The following is an 18,954-nucleotide window of genomic DNA, read 5'->3' as shown; positions in this document are numbered from 1 at the left end:
GTAATGTCCCGGGTACGCCAACACGGGGAGATTTCACATGCGCAAGATCATTCTGGTTGCCGCCATGGTCCTGGCTTCTGCCTCTGCCCAGGCAGACGGCTCCCGCAGCCTGTCACTGTCCGCGGCGGGCGCTCAGGCCCCTGCTCCACAAACGACGCCGACCGCCGCCACGGCGCAGGTGAGCGAAGTCGCGCCAGCCGCGGAGGCGCCGAAATATTCCGATCGTCCGCCGGCAGTGTCGCTCTCTGCGCCGGCCGCCACGGTCACGCCGGCGGCTCCCGCGGTGACCACGCCCACGACCACCCCGGCGCCGGTCGCGACAACCAAGCCCGCCACCAAGAAAACGGCAAGGGCGGACCAGCCGAAGTCCAGGCGCTGGACCGAGCGCCGCATCATCAGCGAGCTGCACCGCCACGGCATCTATTGGTAAGCCGTTCGCCAAAAGCAAATGGCCGGGCAAAAAGCCCGGCCATGACGCTAGACTTTGGATCGGATCGCTGGCGTTTACTGCGACACCGTCTGCACCACGCTTCCGATCGGACGCGTGTTCGTGCTCGCGGTCGGCACCTTCATGTCCTTCATGATCGCTTCGTCATATTCCGGCAGCGTCTGCAGCGTCGTCTTGGCCTTCATCTGCACGACCTTGTAGCCGCCGGCCTTCAACCGCGCGAGCAGCGTCGGCAGGGCCAGTCCGGTATTCTTCTGGAAATCGTGCATCAGGATGATGCCCTTGCCGAGCTTGTCGAGCCGGGTCATCACCGTCTCGATGATCTTTTCCGGCGTGGCGCCCTTGCGGAAGTCGAAGGAGTCGACGTCGGTCGAGAACATCGCGACGTTGCGGGTGCCGAAATAGCCCACGATCGCCGGATTATGCTGGAGCTGCGGAAAGCGGAAGAACGGCGCGGGGTTGGCACCCAGCGCGAACCTCACCGCGCTGATGCCCTTTTCGACCTCGTCCTTGGCCATCTGCTCCGTCATCTTCTTGCCGTTCAGATTGACGTGCGACCAGGTATGCGTGCCGACCGTATGGCCCTGGGCCAGCACCTGGCGCAGGATCTCCGGATGATAGGTCGCATGCTTGCCGACCGAGAAGAACAGGCCCTTGGTGCATTCATCCGCCAGCGCCTTCAGCACATTCGGCGTGTTCACCGGCCAGGGACCGTCGTCGAAGGTCAGCACGACTTCCTTGTCGGTGAGGAAGTCGAATTGCTTGAAATGATCGAAGCCGAAGCCGGGGCCGCCGGTGGTGTCGATCTCGACCACGCGGGCGACGCCCAGCGCGTTCGGATTGGTGCAGGTCGATTTCTGCTGAACCGGCATGGCCGGGGCGGGCGCGGGTGCCTGAGCAACTGTCGTCGGCTTGGCGGCGATCGTTGCGGTGGTCTCGACGTCATCCCTGGCGGCGAGCTTCGCCGGTGCCGGCAATTGATCGGCGGCACGGGCGGCAATTGTCTTGGGAGCGGCCTGATCGGCGCGCGAGGAATAATAAAACCAACCGCCGGCGGCGATCACGACCGCCGCAACTACACTGGCCAACATCAGGCCCAACGCATTACGCATCGCTATTCTTTCCAATTACGCAACCAAACCGGCGGAATTTCCCGCGCGACGAGCCATTAATGCGAAGTAACAGTTAACGTGACACCAACACGACGGCGGTTGTGGAGGAATTTCAGGGCGGTGCGCCAAAGTGACCGACGTCACAGTCGGGGTGCGGCCCGTGACCATCATCACAGTGGAAACTGTTTTGCTGGAGCATCGTAGCTCCCATCAACAACGGGCACCGTTGCGACGGCGCCAATGGGAGCTTCAAATGACCAAATCTCCTAACACCAAGTCTCTTAACACCAAGTCCTTCTCTGCCAGTCTCCGCGACATCAGCCTGGCGCTCGGCCTTGCCGCCATTGTCTCGCTCGTCTCGACGACCTCGAGCTTCGCCTTCTCGGCCGAGGCGCAGCAGCAGTGCACCGGCGACGCCTTCCGCCTGTGCTCGTCGGAAATCCCCAACATCCCGAAGATCACGGCCTGTATGATGAAGCATCGCTCGGACCTGAGCGTCGGCTGCCGCGCGGTGATGGACAAGGATCTCGCCAAGGGCGCGTCGCGCAAGGTCGCTGACGCCCAGGACAAGCAGTAAGAGCACGCAACACCGTCATCGTTGCGTCGGTTAGCTCCCCTCGCGAATACGCCCCGGCGTCTAGCCGGGGCGACGCGGCGGCGTCATGCGGCCGCCAATAAAGCCGTTGCGGCTGAGGGATCGTCGCACTAGCTTCGCCCGCACATTCTTCCGGGTAAGAGGCATTACGCGATGACCAGATTTCTTTTCATTCTTCTCTTGCTGCTCGGCGCGTCGGTCGCATCCGCGCAGCAGCAGCCGGGCCACGATGCCTGCGCGCGCGATGTCACCCGCTTCTGCCGCGCCGTGATGAACAATGGCGATGGCGCTGTGCTCGCCTGCCTCAAGCAGAACCGCACCAAGCTGAGCAAAGGCTGCGACAAGGTGCTGACCGAGCACGGGCAGTAGTGATTCCCGTGGCCCGGATGGAGCGAAGAAACCTACGTGCTGCTCCCCGCCGCGGTCGCGACCACCGGCAGCACCTCGGCGCTCGCACGATCTGGCGTCTCATCCTTCCAGCGCACCGAGCCGAACGGACGCTCCAGCATGCGGCGGATCCGCACCGGCTCGGGACCGATATGGAAATCGATCGCCTGCTGATGCAGCGCGCGTTCGGACTGCGTCGAGCGGTTGCGCTGGCGCAGATAGTCGAACCAGGTCGGGCAATGATAGCGCTCGGTCCACAATTCGGGGTCGGCGATGTCGCGGGCGATCGACCAGCCATAGGCGCCGTTACGTTGCCGTGAGAGCTGCACGTCCTGCATCACGTTGTGGAACGCGCGCGCGTTCTCCTGTGACACGCGGTATTCGATCTCGACCACCAGAGGTCCGCTGCGCCCTGTCAGGGACAGTTTCACCTCGGGATCGGCCAGCACGTCGGCATCCTCGTTGCGGGCACCGACGCGCGGCATCGTCAGCCAGATCCCGAGCAGGGGCGAGATCAGCATCAGGCCGGCGGCGGTCAACAATGCGACCTCGACGCCGGCATAGTCGGTGAGATGGCCCCAGCCCCAGGCGCCGATGGCGATGCCGCCGGAGATCGAGGCCTGGAATGCCGCGAGCGAGCGACCGGCGACCCAGCGCGGCGCCGAGAGCTGCACGCCGATATTGAACAGCGCGATCGCGGCCATCCAGACCGCGCCGGCCAGCACCAGCGCAGTTGCCGTCAGCACCGGCTCCGTGCTCAGGGCAAGGGCAGCCATCGCGAACGCCATCGAGATGGTGCAGGCGCGGATCGCGGCCTCGCCGCTCATGCGCTTGCGCAATTCGTGGATGTTGAGCGCGCCGACCACGGCGCCCATGCCGAAGGCCCCCAGCATGATGCCGTAGGTCTGCGCACCGCCATGCAGCAGGTCGCGCGCGACCAGCGGCATCAGCGCCATGATGGCGCCGCCGATCAGGCCCATCACCAGCGTGCGCAACAGCACGATCTTGATCGGCGGCGAATTGGTGATGTAGCGGAAGCCGGAGACCATGGCGCGGTTGAGCTTTTCCCGCGGCAGGCGCGAGGGCTCGGTGTTGCGCCGCCACAGCAGCAGCACCACCAGCAGCGGCAGATAGAGGATCGCGTTGCAGGCAAACGCCGCTACCGCGCCGAGCGCCGCGACGATGACGCCGCCGACTGCGGGCCCAAAACTGCGGGCGATGTTGTAGCTGATGCCGTTCAGCGCGACGGCCGAAGGCAGCGCATCGGGCGGCACCTGTTCGTTGACCGAAGACTGCCACGCCGGGCCGAACAGCGCGTTGCCGCTGCCCACCACGAAGCAGAAGGCGAGCAGCGTCTCCGGGCTGATGAGATTGAACCCGGCCAGCACCGTCAGCGCGGTTGCGCCGGTGAGTGCAATCATCAACGAGACCAGGGTGACGATGCGGCGGTCATACATGTCGGCGATGGCGCCGGCCGGCATCGAGATCAGCATGATCGGCAGCATCAAGGCGGTCTGCACCAGCGCCACCTTGTCCGCCGAGGCCGCCATCTGCGTCATCGCCCAGGCTGCACCCACGCCCTGGATCAGGAGGCCGAGATTGGAGAGCAGGCTGGCGAGCCAGATGCGCCGGAACACGGTGTACCGCAGAGGCGCGGTGATGCCGTCGGCGGCGATTCTCTGGCGGTTCGTCTGCTCGGTCATATCCCCTTCCAAACGTGCTGGCAGAATGGTCTTGGAGTGATCTTGGGCGATTCCGGCAAATTCAGTGATGCCTGCGAAAGTCCTTCGCTGTCCAGTGGTTAGGCCGCTATAAGCGGTGCAAAGAGTTGGGTTGCCGGGAGGAACATATGAAGCTGTCGCGACGGACGATCCTGCAGGGGGCAGGCAGCTTGCCTTTCGCAGTTGCGAGCTTGCGGACGGGCGCATGGGCCCAGACCGCGCCCGCCGCGGCGCCTGGCACCGAGGTGCCGCCGATCGTGTTCGTCCACGGCAATGGCGACTACGACGCGCTCTGGATGACGACCTTGTGGCGGATGGAATCCAACGGCATCGCGCGCGATCGCATGATGGCGATCAACTTCACCGATCCCAATGCGCGCAGCGACGACACGGTTGAGCAGGCGAACCGTTCCTCGACCGAGGACCAGCGCCGCGAGCTCGCCGCTGCCATTGCCGAGTTGAAGCGCCGCACGGGCGCCTCGCGCGTGGCGCTGGTCGGCAGCTCGCGCGGCGGCTATGCGATCCGCAATGTCATCAAGAACGGCGGCGCCAGCGATGTCAGCCATGCCGTCCTGTGCGGCACACCCAATCACGGCGTGTTCGCGACCGACGACCAGCCCAACAACGAGTTCAACGGCCGTGGCGTATTCCTGCGCGGCCTGAACGAGGGCGAGAGCGAGGTGACGCCGGGTGTCGCCTTCCTCACCTTGCGCAGCGACGGCATGGACAAATACGCCCAGGCCGACGGTCGCTTTATCGGCAAGCCCGGCACGCCGACCGGCGTCACCAATGAAGGGCCGGAGCTGAAGGGCGCCACCAATCTCGTGCTCGGCGCACTCGATCATCGCGAAGTGGCGTTCCATCCGCGCGCCTTCCGCGAGATCTACAAATTCATCGCGGGACGCGAGCCCGCGCGAATTGCGATCGTCCCGGAGCCAAGCGTTCGGCTCAGCGGCCTCATCACCGGGACGCCCGGCGGCGTGCCGACCAATCGCCCGGTGGCGGGCGCAACCGTCGATGTCTTCCGCGTCGACCCTGAAACCGGAGAGCGCAAGGGCGGTGCGCTGCACAGCGCGAAGACCGGCGCCGACGGCCGCTGGGGGCCGGCGCAGGTCGATCCCGCTTGGTCGCTCGAATTCGTCCTGGCATCGCCCGAGATGCCGACGACGCATATCTACCGCTCGCCGTTCCCACGCTCATCCGACGTCGTGCATTTGCGCGCCGCGCGCCCGCTCGGGCCGGCCGACAAGGACGCAGGAGCTGTCGTGATCATGTCGCGGCCGAGGGGCTATTTCGGCCTGCCGCGGGACGTGGTGCTGTTCGACGGCAAGGAGCCGGCCGACGTCAAGCCGGGCGTGCCCACGGATGCGGCAGCAACCCTGCGGCTTCCCGCCAGCGAGGTTGGGCGTAACATCGTGGCCGAGTTCGGCGAAGAACGAATTGTGGCGCGCGCCTGGCCGGCCCAGGAGAACAGGATTGCGGTCGCCGAGCTGACTTATTAGCTATTTTGCCTGCGTCACATCTCTCGGGAGAGGAGCCATGAATATCGCCAGCGTGCGTAGGCCCATCATCCCCCCGGCTCCCCCGCGTGCGCCCGACGACATGTCGTTCTTCGGCCGGCTTGCCGTGATCCGGCGCAACATGATCGCGACATGGGGGCAGCCCGCTTATGAGGAAGAGGTCATCAAGGGCCGCTTCTTCCTTCGCAACAGCTTCATCCTGAATCAGCCGGATGCGATCCGGCACGTCCTGCTCAACAATTACGAGAACTATACGCGCACGCCGGCGGGCATCCGCATGCTGCGGCCGGTGCTCGGCGACGGGCTTCTGATCGCGGAAGGACACTCCTGGACGTTCCAGCGCCGGACGCTCGCGCCGGCCTTCACGCCGCGCGCCACCGCCAACCTCGTGCCGCACATGACGGCGGTGCTCGACGAGACCATCGCGAAGCTCGATACGCAGACGGGCGCGCCGGTCGATCTGCGCGAAATCATGCAGCGCATGACGCTGGAGATCGCGGGGCGCACGATGTTCTCGTTCGGCATGGACCGGCATGGCGCGACCCTGCGCAATTTCATCATGGAGTATGCGTCCCGGCTGGGACGGCCCTACTTCCTCGACATGCTGCTGCCGGTGTCGTGGCCGAGCCCGATGGATTTTGCCCGCGCCCGTTTCCGCAAGCGCTGGACCGAGTTCGTCGCGATGCTGATCGCCGAGCGGCGCGCTGCCGGCAAGAAGGACGGCGCGCCGCCGCGCGATCTGTTCGATCTCATGGACGCGGCGCGCGATCCGGAAACCGGCAAGGGCTTTTCCGACGAGCAGCTCGTCGACGAGGTCGCGACCATGATCCTGGCGGGTCACGAGACCACCGCAACGGCGTTGTTCTGGGCGCTCTATCTGCTCGCGCTCGATCCGGAGACGCAGGAGGAGGTGGCGTCCGAGACAAGCGGCGAGCATCTCGACAGCATGGCCGACATCGATCGCCAGAAATTCACCCGCGCGGTGATCGACGAGACCATGCGGCTCTATCCTCCCGCCTTCCTGGTCGCGCGCGCCGCACGCGAAAAGGACAATGCGGCAGGCGTCGAGATCAGCAAGGGCGACATCATCATGATCGCGCCCTGGCTTCTGCACCGTCACGAGAAGCTGTGGGATCAGCCGAACGCGTTCATTCCAAAGCGCTTCATGTCGACGGAGGCGCCCGATCGCTTCGCCTATCTGCCGTTCGGCGCAGGTCCGCGCGTCTGCATTGGCGCGCCGTTTGCGCAAGCCGAATCCGTGCTGGCGCTGGCTCGGCTGATCGGCGCGTTCCGTGTCGAGCTCGCCGATCAGGCGAATCCCGTGATCCCGCTCGGCGTCGTCACGACCCAGCCGGACCACTCACCTATGTTCCGTATCACCCGTCGGTGACAGGCGATTGCCTGGCCGATGGCGTGATTCAACCAGCAGAGTCCCGCCATGAGCGACATCCAGGCCCAGTTCTCCGTTCTGAAGCAGACCGCTGACACGAAGGTGGTCGATGCGATTGCGCGTCTGATCGAGGACGGCGAAGATCACGAGCTCAACCGCGTCAATGTCCTCGATTTCGCCTCGCAACATGCCGTCGACGAAGAGCACGCGATCTCGGCCTTCCTGCACGCGGCGCGGCTCGGGTTGTTCGATCTCGGCTGGAACGTGCTGTGTCCGGGCTGCGGCGGCGTGCTCGGCGCGCACACGACGTTGAAGGCGCTCAAGCCCGACGACTATCACTGCGCGCTCTGCGCTTGCGGCTACAAGGCCTCCGTCGACGATCAGGTCGAGGTCTCCTTCACCGTGAATCCGCGCGTGCGGCGCATCGCGGCGCACGACCCCGACACGCTGCCGGTGTGGGAGTATTTCAAGCAGGTGTTCTGGAGCTCCGGAGTCGACTTCAACAAGGACTCATTCGCGACGCTGGCGAACGAGGTGACGCTGGATACGATGGAGTTGCCGGCCGGCGAGAAGGCGACCATGTCGCTGCAGCTGCCTGGTGACTTCGTCATCATCTTCGAGCCGGTCACGCACGCCGCCCATTTCATCGACGTCCAGGGCGAGCCGACCAGGGATCGCCAGCAGCTCGCCATCATGTACAACAAGGTGCAGGCCCCGACGGGGACCACGACCATGCGGCCGGGTCCGTTGCGGCTGTCGCTGGAGAACCAGGCCGGCGTCCGCGTGCTGCCGTCGGTGTTCATCGCGGCCGAGGCGCTCCATCATCTGATCGGCAAGCGCAAGCCGTTCCTCACCGCCAAGCGGATGCTGTCGAACCAGACCTTTCGCGATGTCTTCAAGGCGGACAATCTCAGTCTGGACCAGCGGCTCCAGATCACGTCGCTGACCTTCCTGTTCACCGATCTGAAGGGCTCGACCGCGCTCTACGAGCGCGTCGGCGATCTCGCCGCCTTCGATCTGGTGCGGGCGCATTTCCATGCGCTGCTCGAGATCATCTCCTCCGAGAAGGGCGCGGTGGTGAAGACGATCGGCGATGCCGTGATGGCGACCTTCGTCCGCCCCGAGCATGCCATCGTCGCGGGCCTGCGGATGCGTGCGGCGATGGACCAGCTCAACAAGCGGCGCGGCACTGATGATCTCATCGTCAAGATCGGCATCCATGAAGGTCCCTGCCTCGCGGTGATGCTCAACGAGCGGCAGGATTATTTTGGCCAAACGGTCAACATCGCCGCCCGCGTGCAGAGCCTGTCGACCGCGCAGGAGATCCACATCACCGGTCCGGTGCTCGATGCGCCCGCAGTTGCGGAGGTGCTGGAGCAGCGCGCGATCAAGCCGATCCAGAAACAGGCGGCGCTGCGCGGCATCGCCGACAAGATGGTGGTGTACGAGATCCCGTGAGCCTCAGGCGGTCATTCCGGGGCGATGCGCAGCATCGAACCCGGAATCTCGAGAGTTCGTGCTCTGCGCGCACACGGAATGACCGTGAACAGATTGCCGAAACGTAATGCAGCGCGCGGAACTGACGCACGTTGCGCCGGTTGAGTTTCCTGCTCATATAATGCTGGTAACGGCCGCGCCTCGCGGCTGTATCGATTTCGGTAGGATCTTATGCTCGACGGCCTGCGCCAATTCATCGCCGACATTGTCGCCCCCAACGACCAGAACCGCACGTTCGGCGACAGCGATTATCGGTTGGCGGCCACCGCGCTGCTGGTCCACGTAATCTCGCTCGACGGCCAGCCGAGCGCGGCCGAGCAGCGCAAGCTGCACAGCCTGATCGAAAGCCATTTTAAGCTCGATCGCGGCACTGCGGATCGTCTGATTGCGGACGCCACCCAGGTCGAGGGCGAGGCGGTGGACCTCTATCACTTCACCAGCGTCATCATGCGCTCGCTCGACGAGGAGGGCCGCAAGCGCATCGTCCGGATGATGTGGGAGCTGGTCTATGCCGACGGCCAGGTCTCCGAATTCGAAGACAACGTCGTCTGGCGCGCCTCCGACCTGCTCGGGATTTCCCAGCGCGACCGGATCGACCTGAAGCATACGGTGGCCGAGCGCGCCGGTGGTCAGGTGACGGACAGCGCCGTCGGCGGCTGATCCGCGCAAACCGGCGGATGGCCGGTTGTGCGGATCACATGACGAAACTTTAATGTAGCTGCCGGCCGTCCGACGCCGGATTCGTCCGTAAAAACCCGGCTTTCCTGCTCCTCTTGACGCCCGCTCAGGCGGCCATGCGGCCGACGCCGCTTGCCTGTCGCGCACGGCTTATGCTCTCGTTCCGTCATTGCGGGGCCAAAAACTTCAATTCAAGAGACTTCGATCGTGGCTGAGCGGGTAACGTTGATCACCGGTGCTTCGGCGGGCATAGGTGCGGAGCTGGCGCGCGTGTTTGCCGCCAATGGACATCGCCTCGCATTGACGGCGCGGCGCGCGGATCGATTGGAGGCGCTCGCGAACGAGCTCGCCGCCAAAGGCGGCAAGAAGCCGATCGTGATCGCCTGCGATCTCCAGGACCTGGACGCCGGCGAGACGATCGCGGCGGCGCTGGCCGCTGAAGGCGTAGAGCTCGACCACCTCGTCAACAATGCTGGTTTCGGCGTGTTCGGCGACGCCATCGAGCGCGATCGCGACGAGCAGATCGGGATTGTCGATGTCAACGTGCGGGCTCTGACCGATTTGTCGCTGCGCTTCGCCGATCAACTCATCAGGAACAAGGGCGGTCTTCTCAATGTCGGCTCGGTCGCGGGCTTCCTGCCCGGCCCCGGCATGGCCGTCTATTACGCGTCCAAGGCCTACGTGATTTCCTTCACCGAAGCGCTGCGGGCCGAGCTCGCGCCGCGCGGCGTTCGGGTCACCGTGCTTTGCCCGGGTCCCGTGCCCACCGAATTCCAGGCGCGCGCCGGCGTCGGCTCCGGACATGATACGGCCCTTCTCAATGTTTCAGCCGCCGATGTCGCGCAGGAGGCCTATCGTGGCCTGATGGCCAACAAACGGGCAGTGCTGCCTGGTCTGGGCATCAAGATTGTGCCATTTGCCCTGCGCTTCTTCCCGCGGGGCTTCATCCTGGCCGCCACCAGCCGATTCCAGAGGCAGAGGCATTAGATCTCGAGCTCCCGTATTGGCCCGGAGCTTGCTTCGGTTTCGTTGTGTGCGCGAACTCACACGAAATTAACGATCGCTTAGTTATGCTGGCGGTCTGAACCGATAGCATTCGCAAAGGCCATGTCGTTCCGGACGGACAGGTTTGGTAGCGCAGAGGTGGTGCCCTTCCCGAGGAGGACGCCAGGCGCCGTCGCCTCCGAAACCCAATTGCCGGTTCTGATCATCCTGCACCAGGAATCCTCGACGCCGGGCCGTGTCGGCAATGCGCTGCGTGCGCTTGGCCATCGTCTCGACATCCGCCGTCCCCGCTTCGGCGATCCCCTGCCCGAGACGCTCGATCAGCATGCCGGCGCCGTGGTCTTTGGCGGTCCGATGAGCGCCAATGATTCCGACGACTATATTCGCCGCGAGATCGACTGGATCGAAATTCCGCTCCGCGAGCAGCGGCCGTTCCTCGGCATCTGCCTTGGTGCCCAGATGCTGGCGATGCAGCTCGGCGCCCGCGTTGCGCCGCATGCCGATGCGCTGACCCAGATCGGCTACTACCCGATCCGGCCCACAGCCGCGGGCCACGCGCTCTGCCCGGCCTGGCCGGCCCAGGTCTATCACTGGCATCGCGAGGGATTCGAGCTGCCTGTCGGCGCCGAGCTGCTCGCAGAAGGCGACGATTTTCCGGTGCAGGCGTTCCGCGCCGGCAATGCCTTCGGCGTGCAGTTTCATCCTGACGTGACCTACGCGATGATGCATCGCTGGACCACGCGCGGCTATGACGGCTTCAGTGCGCCCGGTGCGCGGCAGCGACATCATCATTTCGCCGATCGTGCCGTATACGATGTCGCAGAGCGTGCCTGGCTCGACCATTTCATCGACGGCTGGCTGACGCGCCGGCCGGTGCTGGCGCAAGCCGCCGAGTAATCGCGTGCTCGCGCAGGTTCTCGCAGGTTCTTGGCGCAGGTCCTTGGCGCAAGTCTCTGCCTCTTTCCTGGATATGCTAGGCTCACCGCCAACGAGCGCGCGAACGCGCCGGAAAGCAAAGGGAGAGCGTCATGGCCTACGAGCACATTCTCTATGAGGTGAGCGACAAGATCGCGACCATCACGCTCAACCGTCCCGATCGCATGAATGCGTGGACGCCGACCATGGAGCGCGACGTGCGCCATGCGATGGAAGCGTCAAACGCCGATGACGATGTCCGCGTCATCGTGCTGACCGGCGCGGGCCGCGCCTTCTGCGCCGGCGCCGACATGGATGCGCTGAAGGGGCTCGACCCCGATGACGTCCGGCGCGCGTCGAACCTGCCGCCGTTCGACATGAACCGGCGTCCGGACTGGCAGACGCGCTACGGGTTCTATCCGTCGATCAAGAAGCCTGTGATCGCCATGCTCAACGGCGCCACGGCCGGCATTGGGCTGGTGCACGCGCTCTATTGCGACCTGCGCTTTGCCGCCGACAACACGGTGTTCACGACGGCCTTCGCGCGGCGCGGCCTGATTGCCGAGCACGGCATCAGCTGGATGCTGCCGCGCATCGTCGGCCACGCCAACGCGATGGATCTGCTGCTCTCGGCGAGGCGCGTGCCGAGCGACGAGGCGTTGCGGATCGGCCTGGTGAACCGGCTCTGCCCGCCTGACAAGCTCCGCGAGGAGACCTATGCCTATGCGCGCGATCTCGCCGATTTCGTCTCGCCGAGCGCGATGGCCGTGATCAAGCGCCAGCTCTACGAGGTGCCGTTCCAGACGCTGGCGGAGGCAACGATCGAAGCCAACCGGGAGATGATGGTGGCGCTCGCCGGCAGCGATTTCCGGGAAGGCGTGGCGAGCTTCATGGAGAAGCGGCCGCCGAGGTTTACGGGGAGGTAGGGGGATTTCGGAGGGCGCCTTCGCCCTGCGGGCTTCGGCGAGGCAGCCTTCGCTCACTTCGCTGCGAGAGACTTCCCAAGGCTTGCCTAGCCGTAGCTCGCGAAGCGAGCGAAGGCTGGTGGAGCCAGGCGGGATCGAACCGCCGACCTCGTCATTGCGAACGACGCGCTCTCCCAGCTGAGCTATGGCCCCTTTGTTGGCCGCTCTGGTAAACGCGACCGACAACCGGGCGCCATTTAAGTCCCCGCCAAGGTCAAGTCAAGGACGGGTGTCACCCGGTTTTAGCCATTCGGGGCGCGGACTTCCCTTGTTTGGGCGGGGGGGAACCGATATCTAGCAAAAGGCGTCAATCCCGACCGCAGCCAACGTTTTCAAAAGCCAGAGGCTTCAAAAGCCATGCGTGCCGTTCTCGACATCGTCATCATCGTGCTCGACCTCTACGTCTGGCTGCTGATCGCCTCCGCGATCCTGTCCTGGCTGATCGCCTTCAACGTCGTGAACACGCGCAACCAGTTCGTGTCGGCGGTCGCGGAGTTCCTGTACCGGATCACCGAGCCGGTGCTGGCGCCGATTCGCAACTTCCTGCCCAGTCTCGGCGGTCTCGACATCTCGCCGATCATCCTGATCCTGCTCATCATGTTCATCGAGCGGGTGATCCTGTACTACATCTACCCGAACGTGATCTGAGCGGGCTGTAGCCCTTGGTTGCGAACGAAGCTTGTAAGGAACCCTGGCGTTACTCGGCCGCAGGAATCAGCATCGCGCTGCGGGTGACGCCGCGCGGCGGTCGCGACGGCATCGACGGAATCGAGCGGCTGGCCGACGGCCGCAGCGTGCTCAAGGTGCGGGTGCGCGCCATCGCCGATGGCGGCGAGGCCAACAAGGCCGTTTTGGTCCTGCTGGCGAAATCGCTGGGCGTCCCCAAGGCCGGCGTAAAGCTCCTGTCCGGAGCTACCTCGCGGCTGAAGCAGATCGCGGTCGACGGCGATCCGGCACGGCTCGGCGAAGCCCTGCGCCAGCTCGTCTCGGCCCAATCGAAAGACTGAGGGAACTGACATGACCGCCAAGATTATCGATGGAAAAGTCATCGCCGCGGAACTTCGGGCCCGCGTCGCCGACGAGGTCGCCCGCGTCAGGCGCGAGCACAATCTGGTGCCGGGACTGGCGGTCGTGCTGGTCGGCAGCGACCCCGCCAGCGAGGTTTATGTCCGCTCCAAGCACACCCAGACCCAGGCCGCTGGCATGGCCTCGTTCGAGCACAAGCTGCCGGCCGACGTCTCGCAGGCGGAGCTTCTGGCGCTGGTCGCAAAGCTCAACCGCGATCCGGCCGTGCACGGCATTCTGGTGCAACTGCCGCTGCCGAAGGGGCTGAACACCGAAGCGGTCGTCAACGCCATCGACCCTGCCAAGGACGTCGACGGGCTGCATCCGAACAATGCCGGCCGGCTCGCCGGTGGTTTCGAAGCGCTGTCGCCCTGCACGCCGCTCGGCTGCATCATCCTGACCAAGAGCGTGCACGCCTCGCTGGAAGGCATGAACGCCATCGTCATCGGCCGCTCCAATCTGGTCGGCCGCCCGCTGGTGCAATTGCTGCTGAACGAGAACGCCACGGTGACGATCGCGCATTCGCGCTCGCGCGACCTGCCCGGCCTCGTGAAGCAGGCCGATCTCGTCTATGCCGCGGTCGGAAGACCTGAGATGGTGCGCGGCGACTGGCTCAAGCCGGGTGCGACCGTGATCGACGTTGGCATCAACCGCATACCCAAAGAAAACGGCAAGACGCGCCTCGTCGGCGACGTCGCCTATCAGGAAGCGCTTGGTGTTGCTGGCGCGATTACGCCGGTGCCGGGCGGCGTCGGTCAGATGACGGTGGCGTGCCTGCTGGTCAACACGCTGCGCGCGGCCTGTGCGATCGCCGAGCTACCGAAGCCGGCGGTGTAGCCAAACTCTCGTGCCCCGGACGCAGCGCAGCGTGAAACGATGCGCTGCAGAGCCGGGGCCTAGCGGCAGCATGGGTCCCGGCCCTGCGACGCGTCACACCGGACGATGCTACGCATCGCCGGGACATGCCGCATCGCGTCCGGGACACCAAAGCTCAGCCCTTCTTCTTCTTCTTCTCGCGATCCATGCCTTCGAGGATCAGCTTGTGCGCGTCCTCCGGACCGCCCCAGCGCAGGATCTTGACCCATTTGCCCTTCTCGAGATCCTTGTAGTGCTCGAAGAAGTGCTGGATCTGCTGCAGCGTGATGTCGGGCAGGTCGGAGTACGACTTCACCTTGTCGTAGCGCTGCGTCAGCTTCGACGACGGCACCGCCAGAATCTTCTCGTCGCCGCCGGCTTCGTCTTCCATGAACAGCACGCCGACCGGGCGCACGCTCATGACCGCGCCGGGAATGATAGCGCGGGTGTTGATGATCAGGACGTCGCAGGGGTCGCCGTCATCCGACAAGGTGTGCGGGATGAAGCCGTAGTTACCGGGGTAACGCATCGGCGTGTAGAGGAAGCGGTCGACCACCAGCGTGCCGGCCTCCTTGTCCATCTCGTATTTGATCGGTTCGCCGCCCACGGGGACTTCGATGAGGACGTTGACTTCGTGAGGTACGTTCTTCCCGATCGAGATCGCATCGATACGCATTCAAGGCTCCGTTATTGCCGAGGATAAATCGCGCCCGGCAGCGATTTGGCGCTGTCATACGCGGGCTTGGCCCGCTGATCCATCGCGTTTTTGTGAAATAATGAATCCGGAAATCACCGGCTCAAAGGCAACGGTATCGACGGAAGGGAAACGCTGCCGCTGAGCTTTCAGCAGCTCAATTGGTCCAAGCGAAGGCAACCTTGTCGAGCGACTTCGGCCCGAACCGCTCCGAGGAGCGGGCCACCATACGGCCCCCCAGCGCCCGGTAGAACTCGGTCGCCGGGTCGTTGTCCGAGAGCGCCCAGACCACCATGCTCTTCAGCCCGCTCTGCATCAGGTCGCGGCGGGCGGAGGCGAACAGGCGGCGGCCGAAGCCGAGGCCCTGGAATTCGGGGCGCAGGTACAGCTCGTAGATCTCGCCGTCGAAATGCAGGCTGCGGGCGCGGTTGCGGCCGTAATTTGCGTAGCCCGCGATCTTGTCGCCGAACACCAGCACGCTGACGCGGCTGCCCTTGCGGATCGCGCTGTCCCACCATTGCGGGCCGCGGCGGTTGATGAGCTTTTCCAGCTCGGCGCCGGGAATGATGCCCTGATAGGCGGAGCGCCAGGCTTCGTCATGAGTAGACGCCACCGCAGTTGCATCTGCAGCTTTGGCCGGCCGGACCTCGATCAGGGTTGTGCTCATGGGCGCAATCAAACCAAGTCGCCGCGCCGGCGGCAAGACCTATCGTTAATTATCGGTTAACGTGTGGACTTTGTGCATCAGTATCTGAACCATGTTGTACCGAAAAAAGACAGGACGCCGACTCGAATGGCACCGGCGTGCCGTGTGTCGGTGCAAAACTCCCTCTGCGGCAACGAATGAAGGGCGAGGGCCACGCAGAAAGTCCGCCCATAGTGATTCGTTCCTACTAGTGTGGCTGTCGCTGTTCGTGCTCGCCCTCGGCCATTCATGCGGCTTCTCAACATCTTCGCGCTTATGACTCTGCTGGCCTTGCTGACTGCGCCGCCTCTGTGCGCTCAGGTCACGTTTGGCCCATCGGGCGAGGAGGGCGAACCGTTTCGCCGACAAGAGTGGCGGGTGCCGTCGCCGGATACCGACATTGCTGCGCGTGCCCTGCTGTTTCGCCCTGCCGGGGCAGGTCCGTTCCGGCTGGCGGTCGTCGCACACGCCTCGACGCAGAATGGCTTGCGTCGAGCGCAAATGCCGCAGCCGGAATATCGTGCGCTCGCCGCCTATCTCGTCGGGCACGGTTTTGCCGTGCTGGTGCCGGAGCGGCTGGGCCATGGCGCGACCGGCGGCCGCTATGTCGAGGACCAGGGCGGATGTGACGAGGCGGACTATGCGCGTTCGGGCCGTGCAACGGCCGAGGAAATCCGGCTCGCGATGGAGTTCTTGCGAAAGCAGGATTTTATCCGCAAGGACGCCGCCATCGTGATCGGCCATTCCGCCGGCGGCTGGGGGGCGCTGGCGCTCGCCAATGCCGATCCGAAGGCGAACGCCGCGATCACAGTATTTGCGCCAGGGCGCGGCGGCCATGCCAATGATGAGCCGAACCGGATCTGCGCGCCACACACGCTTCTTGCCGCCGCTGCAGAGTTCGGCAAGGGCGCGCGCATTCCTGTCACATGGCTCGTTGCAACCAATGACAGCTATTTTTCGCCGGCGTTTTCAAAGGGCCTGGCCGACGCATTTCGCGGCAGCGGCGGCAAAGTCGACTTCCACACCTTGCCGGCCGCCGGCAGCGAGGGGCACTGGATGATCGAAAGTGAGGCCGGCGTCAAAGCCGCGAGCGGGGAGCTCGTGGGTGCGCTGAATAAGGGCAGGCCAACCGCGACCAAGAAGCCATGACGCTGTATTTCCTGGTCAAATTTCTCCATGTGCTCGGCGCCATCGTCATCCTCGGCACCGGAACCGGCATCGCCTTCTTCATGCTGATGGCGCATCGCACCGACGATGCGGAGTTCATCGCGCGCACCGCTTCGGTCGTCGTCATCGCGGACGCAATCTTCACACTGTCGGCCGTGCTCCTCCAGCCGATCACGGGCGGCTTGCTGATGATGCTCTCGGCGACGTCGATCACCGAGCGCTGGCTGCTCGCCTCGCTCGTGTTGTATGCCGTCGCCGGCCTGTTCTGGATCCCTGTCGTCTTGATGCAGATCGAGATGCGCGATCTCGCGCGAAAGGCCGCGGAGCAGCACAAGGCGCTGCCACAACGATACTTCGTCCTGTTTCGCCGCTGGTTCGCGTTCGGCTTCCCCGGCTTCGGCGCGACGATGCTGATCCTCTGGCTGATGGTTGCAAAGCCGTTTTGAGAGCCGTGATGAACCAGCGAACCATCTTGGTGCTCGGCGCCTCCGGCCTGATCGGCCGCTTCGTTACTGACGATCTTCGCGCGCGGGGCTTTCGCGCGCTTGGCGTGGCGCGCAGCCTGTCGGCGGCGCAGAAGACGAGCGCGCTCGACATCGAGCTGCCGATCCTCTCGCTCGACGTGACGGTGCTGACGCGGTTGTTGCGCGAGCATGCAGTGGATGTCGTCGTAAACTGTCTCGGCGTGCTCCAGGACGGCCCCGGCAGCGACACCGATGCCGTGCATCGCGATTTCGTTGCGCGCCTGCTTGCGGCGATCACCGACAGCGGCCGCGCGATCCGGCTGGTGCACATCTCGATCCCCGGAGCGGCCGAAGCCGATCGCACCGCCTTCGCAACGACCAAGCGCGAGGCTGAGCGCCTGATCGCGGCCTCGGGCATTGTGTACGCCATCCTGCGGCCCGGCTTCGTGATCGCACCATCCGCCTATGGCGGCAGCGCCATGCTCCGCGCGCTCGCTGCCTTCCCGCTCAACCTGCCCGACAAGGAGATGGCGACGTCGTTCCAGCCCGTTTCCATCGAGGATATTTCGGCCACCATCGCCTGGCTCACCGCGCGCGACATCGACGATGCCTCTGTAAAAGCCGCTAGCTGGGATCTGATGCAGGCCGAGCCGGTCACCATGGCCGGCGTCATCAAACAGTTCCGCCTTGCGTTCGGCACGGCCGGGTGGCCGCATGTCGCGATGCCGTCGTTCATGCTCGATCTCGGCGCCAAGATCGGCGATCTCGCCAATTATCTCGGCTGGATGCCGCCGATGCGCTCCACGGCCATCTCCGAGCTGCGCCGCGGCGTGAGCGGTGATCCCTCGGCATGGATCGCCGCCACGGGCATCGCACCGAAGACGCTGGTCGATATGATTGGTCGTCATCCCGCGACCGTCCAGGACAAATGGTTCGCGCGGCTATTCCTGGTCAAGGCGCTGATCTTCGCCAGCCTCGTCATGTTCTGGCTCGTCTCCGGCTTCATCGCGCTGTTCGTGTCCTACCGTGCCGCCGCCGGCATCCTGACGGCGCACGACTTCCCGGCCGCGCTGGTCGATCCCATCACCATCGGCACCAGCCTGATGGACATGAGCATTGGCGCGATGATTGCCTTTCGCCGCACCGCGGCGACCGGGCTCGTTGCTGGCATCGTCGCCTCGCTCGGCTATATGTTCGGTGCGGCGGTGCTGACGCCCGATCTCTGGATCGAGCCCCTCGGCGCGCTGGTGAAGACGGGGCCGGCGATCGTGCTGATGTTAGTGGCGCTCTTGACGCTGGATAATCGCTGATGAGCAAATGGCCCGATGACGACGTGATCCTGTTCGACGGCGTCTGCGTCTTCTGCTCGCGCTGGGTCCGCTTCGTCGCGCAGCGCGACATGGCGAAGCGGTTTCGCTTCACGCCGATCCAGTCGGAGTATGGAGCCCGGCTCGCGCGGGCGTTCGGCATCGATCCCGACGATCCCGACACCAATGCCGTGGTTCATGGCGGCGAGGCGTTTCTGAAGTCCGACGCTGCACTGACGGTATTGTCTCTGCTTCCCCGCTGGGGTTGGGTGCGCATGTTGTTCGCCGTACCGAAGCCGCTGCGGGACCCAGTGTACAACCTCATCGCGCGCAACCGCTATCGCATCTTCGGCAAGTATGACGCGTGTTTCGTGCCTGATGCAGATTTGCGGGCGCGAGTGATCGAGTGACGCGACAGCGGCGCCACAAGATTGGTGTCGTCCCGGCGAACGCCGGGACCCATAACCACAGGACGGAGTTTGGC

21 protein-coding genes and 1 tRNA gene are annotated in these 18,954 nt (G+C 64.8%); 17 read left to right on the top strand and 5 right to left on the bottom strand.

The window, feature by feature from the left end; translation table 11 throughout:
* Positions 1-37 precede the first annotated feature (37 nt).
* Complete coding sequence (locus GDN70_RS02730) at positions 38-430, top strand: hypothetical protein (RefSeq protein ID WP_038972982.1); 393 nt, start codon at positions 38-40, stop codon at positions 428-430.
* A 74-nt stretch (positions 431-504) separates the two neighbouring features.
* On the opposite strand, the gene GDN70_RS02725 is transcribed toward GDN70_RS02730, so the two are convergent.
* Positions 505-1,560 carry a polysaccharide deacetylase family protein gene (locus tag GDN70_RS02725; protein WP_028139315.1) on the bottom strand — a complete coding sequence of 352 codons (1,056 nt, stop codon included), beginning with the start codon at positions 1,558-1,560 and terminating at the stop codon, positions 505-507.
* Positions 1,561-1,813: 253 nt separating this feature from the next.
* Between GDN70_RS02725 and GDN70_RS02720 the strand changes: the two genes are divergently transcribed.
* Together GDN70_RS02720 and GDN70_RS02715 are read left to right on the top strand one after the other, a co-directional pair.
* Complete coding sequence (locus GDN70_RS02720) at positions 1,814-2,137, top strand: hypothetical protein (RefSeq protein ID WP_038972981.1); 324 nt, start codon at positions 1,814-1,816, stop codon at positions 2,135-2,137.
* Positions 2,138-2,308: 171 nt separating this feature from the next.
* Positions 2,309-2,524 (top strand): hypothetical protein, encoded by a 216-nt coding sequence (locus GDN70_RS02715; protein WP_028139313.1) that lies wholly within the window; start codon positions 2,309-2,311, stop codon positions 2,522-2,524.
* A gap of 32 nt (positions 2,525-2,556) precedes the next feature.
* On the opposite strand, the gene GDN70_RS02710 is transcribed toward GDN70_RS02715, so the two are convergent.
* Positions 2,557-4,245, bottom strand: coding sequence for an MFS transporter (locus GDN70_RS02710; RefSeq protein ID WP_028139312.1), 1,689 nt, complete (start codon positions 4,243-4,245; stop codon positions 2,557-2,559).
* A gap of 146 nt (positions 4,246-4,391) precedes the next feature.
* Here GDN70_RS02710 and GDN70_RS02705 point away from each other — a divergent pair, with 146 nt between their 5' ends.
* The 7 genes from GDN70_RS02705 (at position 4,392) to GDN70_RS02675 (ending at position 12,194) form a co-directional block, all read left to right on the top strand.
* Positions 4,392-5,765 carry a hydrolase gene (locus tag GDN70_RS02705; RefSeq protein ID WP_095424594.1) on the top strand — a complete coding sequence of 458 codons (1,374 nt, stop codon included), beginning with the start codon at positions 4,392-4,394 and terminating at the stop codon, positions 5,763-5,765.
* A gap of 37 nt (positions 5,766-5,802) precedes the next feature.
* Positions 5,803-7,173, top strand: a complete 1,371-nt coding sequence (locus GDN70_RS02700) for a cytochrome P450 (protein WP_028139310.1) — start codon at positions 5,803-5,805, stop codon at positions 7,171-7,173.
* 48 nt (positions 7,174-7,221) lie between these two features.
* Positions 7,222-8,631, top strand: coding sequence for an adenylate/guanylate cyclase domain-containing protein (locus tag GDN70_RS02695; RefSeq protein WP_028139309.1), 1,410 nt, complete (start codon positions 7,222-7,224; stop codon positions 8,629-8,631).
* A gap of 210 nt (positions 8,632-8,841) precedes the next feature.
* On the top strand, positions 8,842-9,330 hold the full coding sequence (locus GDN70_RS02690) for a TerB family tellurite resistance protein (RefSeq protein ID WP_018318970.1): 489 nt from the start codon (positions 8,842-8,844) through the stop codon (positions 9,328-9,330).
* A 225-nt stretch (positions 9,331-9,555) separates the two neighbouring features.
* Positions 9,556-10,335: an SDR family oxidoreductase gene (locus GDN70_RS02685; RefSeq protein WP_038950926.1), complete on the top strand. Its 780-nt coding sequence runs from the start codon at positions 9,556-9,558 to the stop codon at positions 10,333-10,335.
* A gap of 120 nt (positions 10,336-10,455) precedes the next feature.
* Entirely contained in the window at positions 10,456-11,250 is a 795-nt protein-coding gene (locus GDN70_RS02680; protein WP_038950927.1) for a glutamine amidotransferase, read from the top strand.
* A gap of 131 nt (positions 11,251-11,381) precedes the next feature.
* Positions 11,382-12,194: an enoyl-CoA hydratase gene (locus GDN70_RS02675; RefSeq protein ID WP_028139306.1), complete on the top strand. Its 813-nt coding sequence runs from the start codon at positions 11,382-11,384 to the stop codon at positions 12,192-12,194.
* 116 nt (positions 12,195-12,310) lie between these two features.
* On the opposite strand, the gene GDN70_RS02670 is transcribed toward GDN70_RS02675, so the two are convergent.
* Positions 12,311-12,386: transfer RNA gene (locus GDN70_RS02670), tRNA-Ala, on the bottom strand.
* A gap of 204 nt (positions 12,387-12,590) precedes the next feature.
* Between GDN70_RS02670 and GDN70_RS02665 the strand changes: the two genes are divergently transcribed.
* Genes GDN70_RS02665 through folD form a run of 3 tightly spaced genes read left to right on the top strand, consistent with a single transcriptional unit; the run spans position 12,591 to position 14,135 of the window.
* Entirely contained in the window at positions 12,591-12,881 is a 291-nt protein-coding gene (locus tag GDN70_RS02665; protein WP_007598721.1) for a YggT family protein, read from the top strand.
* Positions 12,882-12,895: 14 nt separating this feature from the next.
* On the top strand, positions 12,896-13,240 hold the full coding sequence (locus GDN70_RS02660) for a DUF167 domain-containing protein (protein WP_038950928.1): 345 nt from the start codon (positions 12,896-12,898) through the stop codon (positions 13,238-13,240).
* Between the two features lie 10 nt (positions 13,241-13,250).
* Positions 13,251-14,135, top strand: coding sequence for a bifunctional methylenetetrahydrofolate dehydrogenase/methenyltetrahydrofolate cyclohydrolase FolD (folD, locus tag GDN70_RS02655; protein WP_028139304.1), 885 nt, complete (start codon positions 13,251-13,253; stop codon positions 14,133-14,135).
* 154 nt (positions 14,136-14,289) lie between these two features.
* Here the strand turns inward: folD and ppa are convergent, their stop codons facing one another.
* Both ppa and GDN70_RS02645 read right to left on the bottom strand, forming a co-directional pair.
* A complete protein-coding gene (gene ppa / locus GDN70_RS02650; RefSeq protein WP_038972974.1) occupies positions 14,290-14,829 on the bottom strand; it encodes an inorganic diphosphatase in 540 nt (179 codons plus the stop codon).
* Positions 14,830-15,004: 175 nt separating this feature from the next.
* On the bottom strand, positions 15,005-15,514 hold the full coding sequence (locus GDN70_RS02645) for a GNAT family N-acetyltransferase (protein WP_018318962.1): 510 nt from the start codon (positions 15,512-15,514) through the stop codon (positions 15,005-15,007).
* Between the two features lie 267 nt (positions 15,515-15,781).
* On the opposite strand from GDN70_RS02645, the gene GDN70_RS02640 reads away from it, so the two are divergent.
* The 4 genes from GDN70_RS02640 to GDN70_RS02625 are packed head-to-tail and all read left to right on the top strand — an operon-like array spanning position 15,782 to position 18,880.
* Entirely contained in the window at positions 15,782-16,681 is a 900-nt protein-coding gene (locus tag GDN70_RS02640) for a dienelactone hydrolase family protein (RefSeq protein WP_152102125.1), read from the top strand.
* Positions 16,678-17,145: a DUF2269 domain-containing protein gene (locus GDN70_RS02635; protein ID WP_152102124.1), complete on the top strand. Its 468-nt coding sequence runs from the start codon at positions 16,678-16,680 to the stop codon at positions 17,143-17,145. Before GDN70_RS02640 ends, GDN70_RS02635 begins: the two co-directional genes overlap by 4 nt.
* A gap of 8 nt (positions 17,146-17,153) precedes the next feature.
* Complete coding sequence (locus GDN70_RS02630) at positions 17,154-18,473, top strand: SDR family oxidoreductase (protein ID WP_173015739.1); 1,320 nt, start codon at positions 17,154-17,156, stop codon at positions 18,471-18,473.
* Positions 18,473-18,880 carry a thiol-disulfide oxidoreductase DCC family protein gene (locus GDN70_RS02625; RefSeq protein ID WP_152102122.1) on the top strand — a complete coding sequence of 136 codons (408 nt, stop codon included), beginning with the start codon at positions 18,473-18,475 and terminating at the stop codon, positions 18,878-18,880. Before GDN70_RS02630 ends, GDN70_RS02625 begins: the two co-directional genes overlap by 1 nt.
* Positions 18,881-18,954 lie beyond the last annotated feature (74 nt).

It is taken from the genome of Bradyrhizobium sp. TM102, assembly GCF_009176685.1.
Classification (GTDB): Bacteria; Pseudomonadota; Alphaproteobacteria; order Rhizobiales; family Xanthobacteraceae; genus Bradyrhizobium; species Bradyrhizobium ottawaense.
Note: the sequence above shows the minus strand (reverse complement) of the source record. Positions and strands in the feature narration are given on the sequence as shown.

Coding starts and splice junctions, on each gene's coding strand:
- GDN70_RS02635 (WP_152102124.1), top strand. CDS start 16,678: ATGACGCTGTATTTCCTGGTCAAATTTCTCCATGTGCTCGGCGCCATC.
- GDN70_RS02710 (WP_028139312.1), bottom strand. CDS start 4,245: ATGACCGAGCAGACGAACCGCCAGAGAATCGCCGCCGACGGCATCACC.
- GDN70_RS02665 (WP_007598721.1), top strand. CDS start 12,591: ATGCGTGCCGTTCTCGACATCGTCATCATCGTGCTCGACCTCTACGTC.
- folD (WP_028139304.1), top strand. CDS start 13,251: ATGACCGCCAAGATTATCGATGGAAAAGTCATCGCCGCGGAACTTCGG.
- GDN70_RS02705 (WP_095424594.1), top strand. CDS start 4,392: ATGAAGCTGTCGCGACGGACGATCCTGCAGGGGGCAGGCAGCTTGCCT.
- GDN70_RS02645 (WP_018318962.1), bottom strand. CDS start 15,514: ATGAGCACAACCCTGATCGAGGTCCGGCCGGCCAAAGCTGCAGATGCA.
- GDN70_RS02725 (WP_028139315.1), bottom strand. CDS start 1,560: ATGCGTAATGCGTTGGGCCTGATGTTGGCCAGTGTAGTTGCGGCGGTC.
- GDN70_RS02640 (WP_152102125.1), top strand. CDS start 15,782: ATGCGGCTTCTCAACATCTTCGCGCTTATGACTCTGCTGGCCTTGCTG.
- GDN70_RS02630 (WP_173015739.1), top strand. CDS start 17,154: ATGAACCAGCGAACCATCTTGGTGCTCGGCGCCTCCGGCCTGATCGGC.
- GDN70_RS02680 (WP_038950927.1), top strand. CDS start 10,456: ATGTCGTTCCGGACGGACAGGTTTGGTAGCGCAGAGGTGGTGCCCTTC.
- GDN70_RS02625 (WP_152102122.1), top strand. CDS start 18,473: ATGAGCAAATGGCCCGATGACGACGTGATCCTGTTCGACGGCGTCTGC.
- GDN70_RS02690 (WP_018318970.1), top strand. CDS start 8,842: ATGCTCGACGGCCTGCGCCAATTCATCGCCGACATTGTCGCCCCCAAC.
- ppa (WP_038972974.1), bottom strand. CDS start 14,829: ATGCGTATCGATGCGATCTCGATCGGGAAGAACGTACCTCACGAAGTC.
- GDN70_RS02700 (WP_028139310.1), top strand. CDS start 5,803: ATGAATATCGCCAGCGTGCGTAGGCCCATCATCCCCCCGGCTCCCCCG.
- GDN70_RS02695 (WP_028139309.1), top strand. CDS start 7,222: ATGAGCGACATCCAGGCCCAGTTCTCCGTTCTGAAGCAGACCGCTGAC.
- GDN70_RS02715 (WP_028139313.1), top strand. CDS start 2,309: ATGACCAGATTTCTTTTCATTCTTCTCTTGCTGCTCGGCGCGTCGGTC.
- GDN70_RS02675 (WP_028139306.1), top strand. CDS start 11,382: ATGGCCTACGAGCACATTCTCTATGAGGTGAGCGACAAGATCGCGACC.
- GDN70_RS02730 (WP_038972982.1), top strand. CDS start 38: ATGCGCAAGATCATTCTGGTTGCCGCCATGGTCCTGGCTTCTGCCTCT.
- GDN70_RS02720 (WP_038972981.1), top strand. CDS start 1,814: ATGACCAAATCTCCTAACACCAAGTCTCTTAACACCAAGTCCTTCTCT.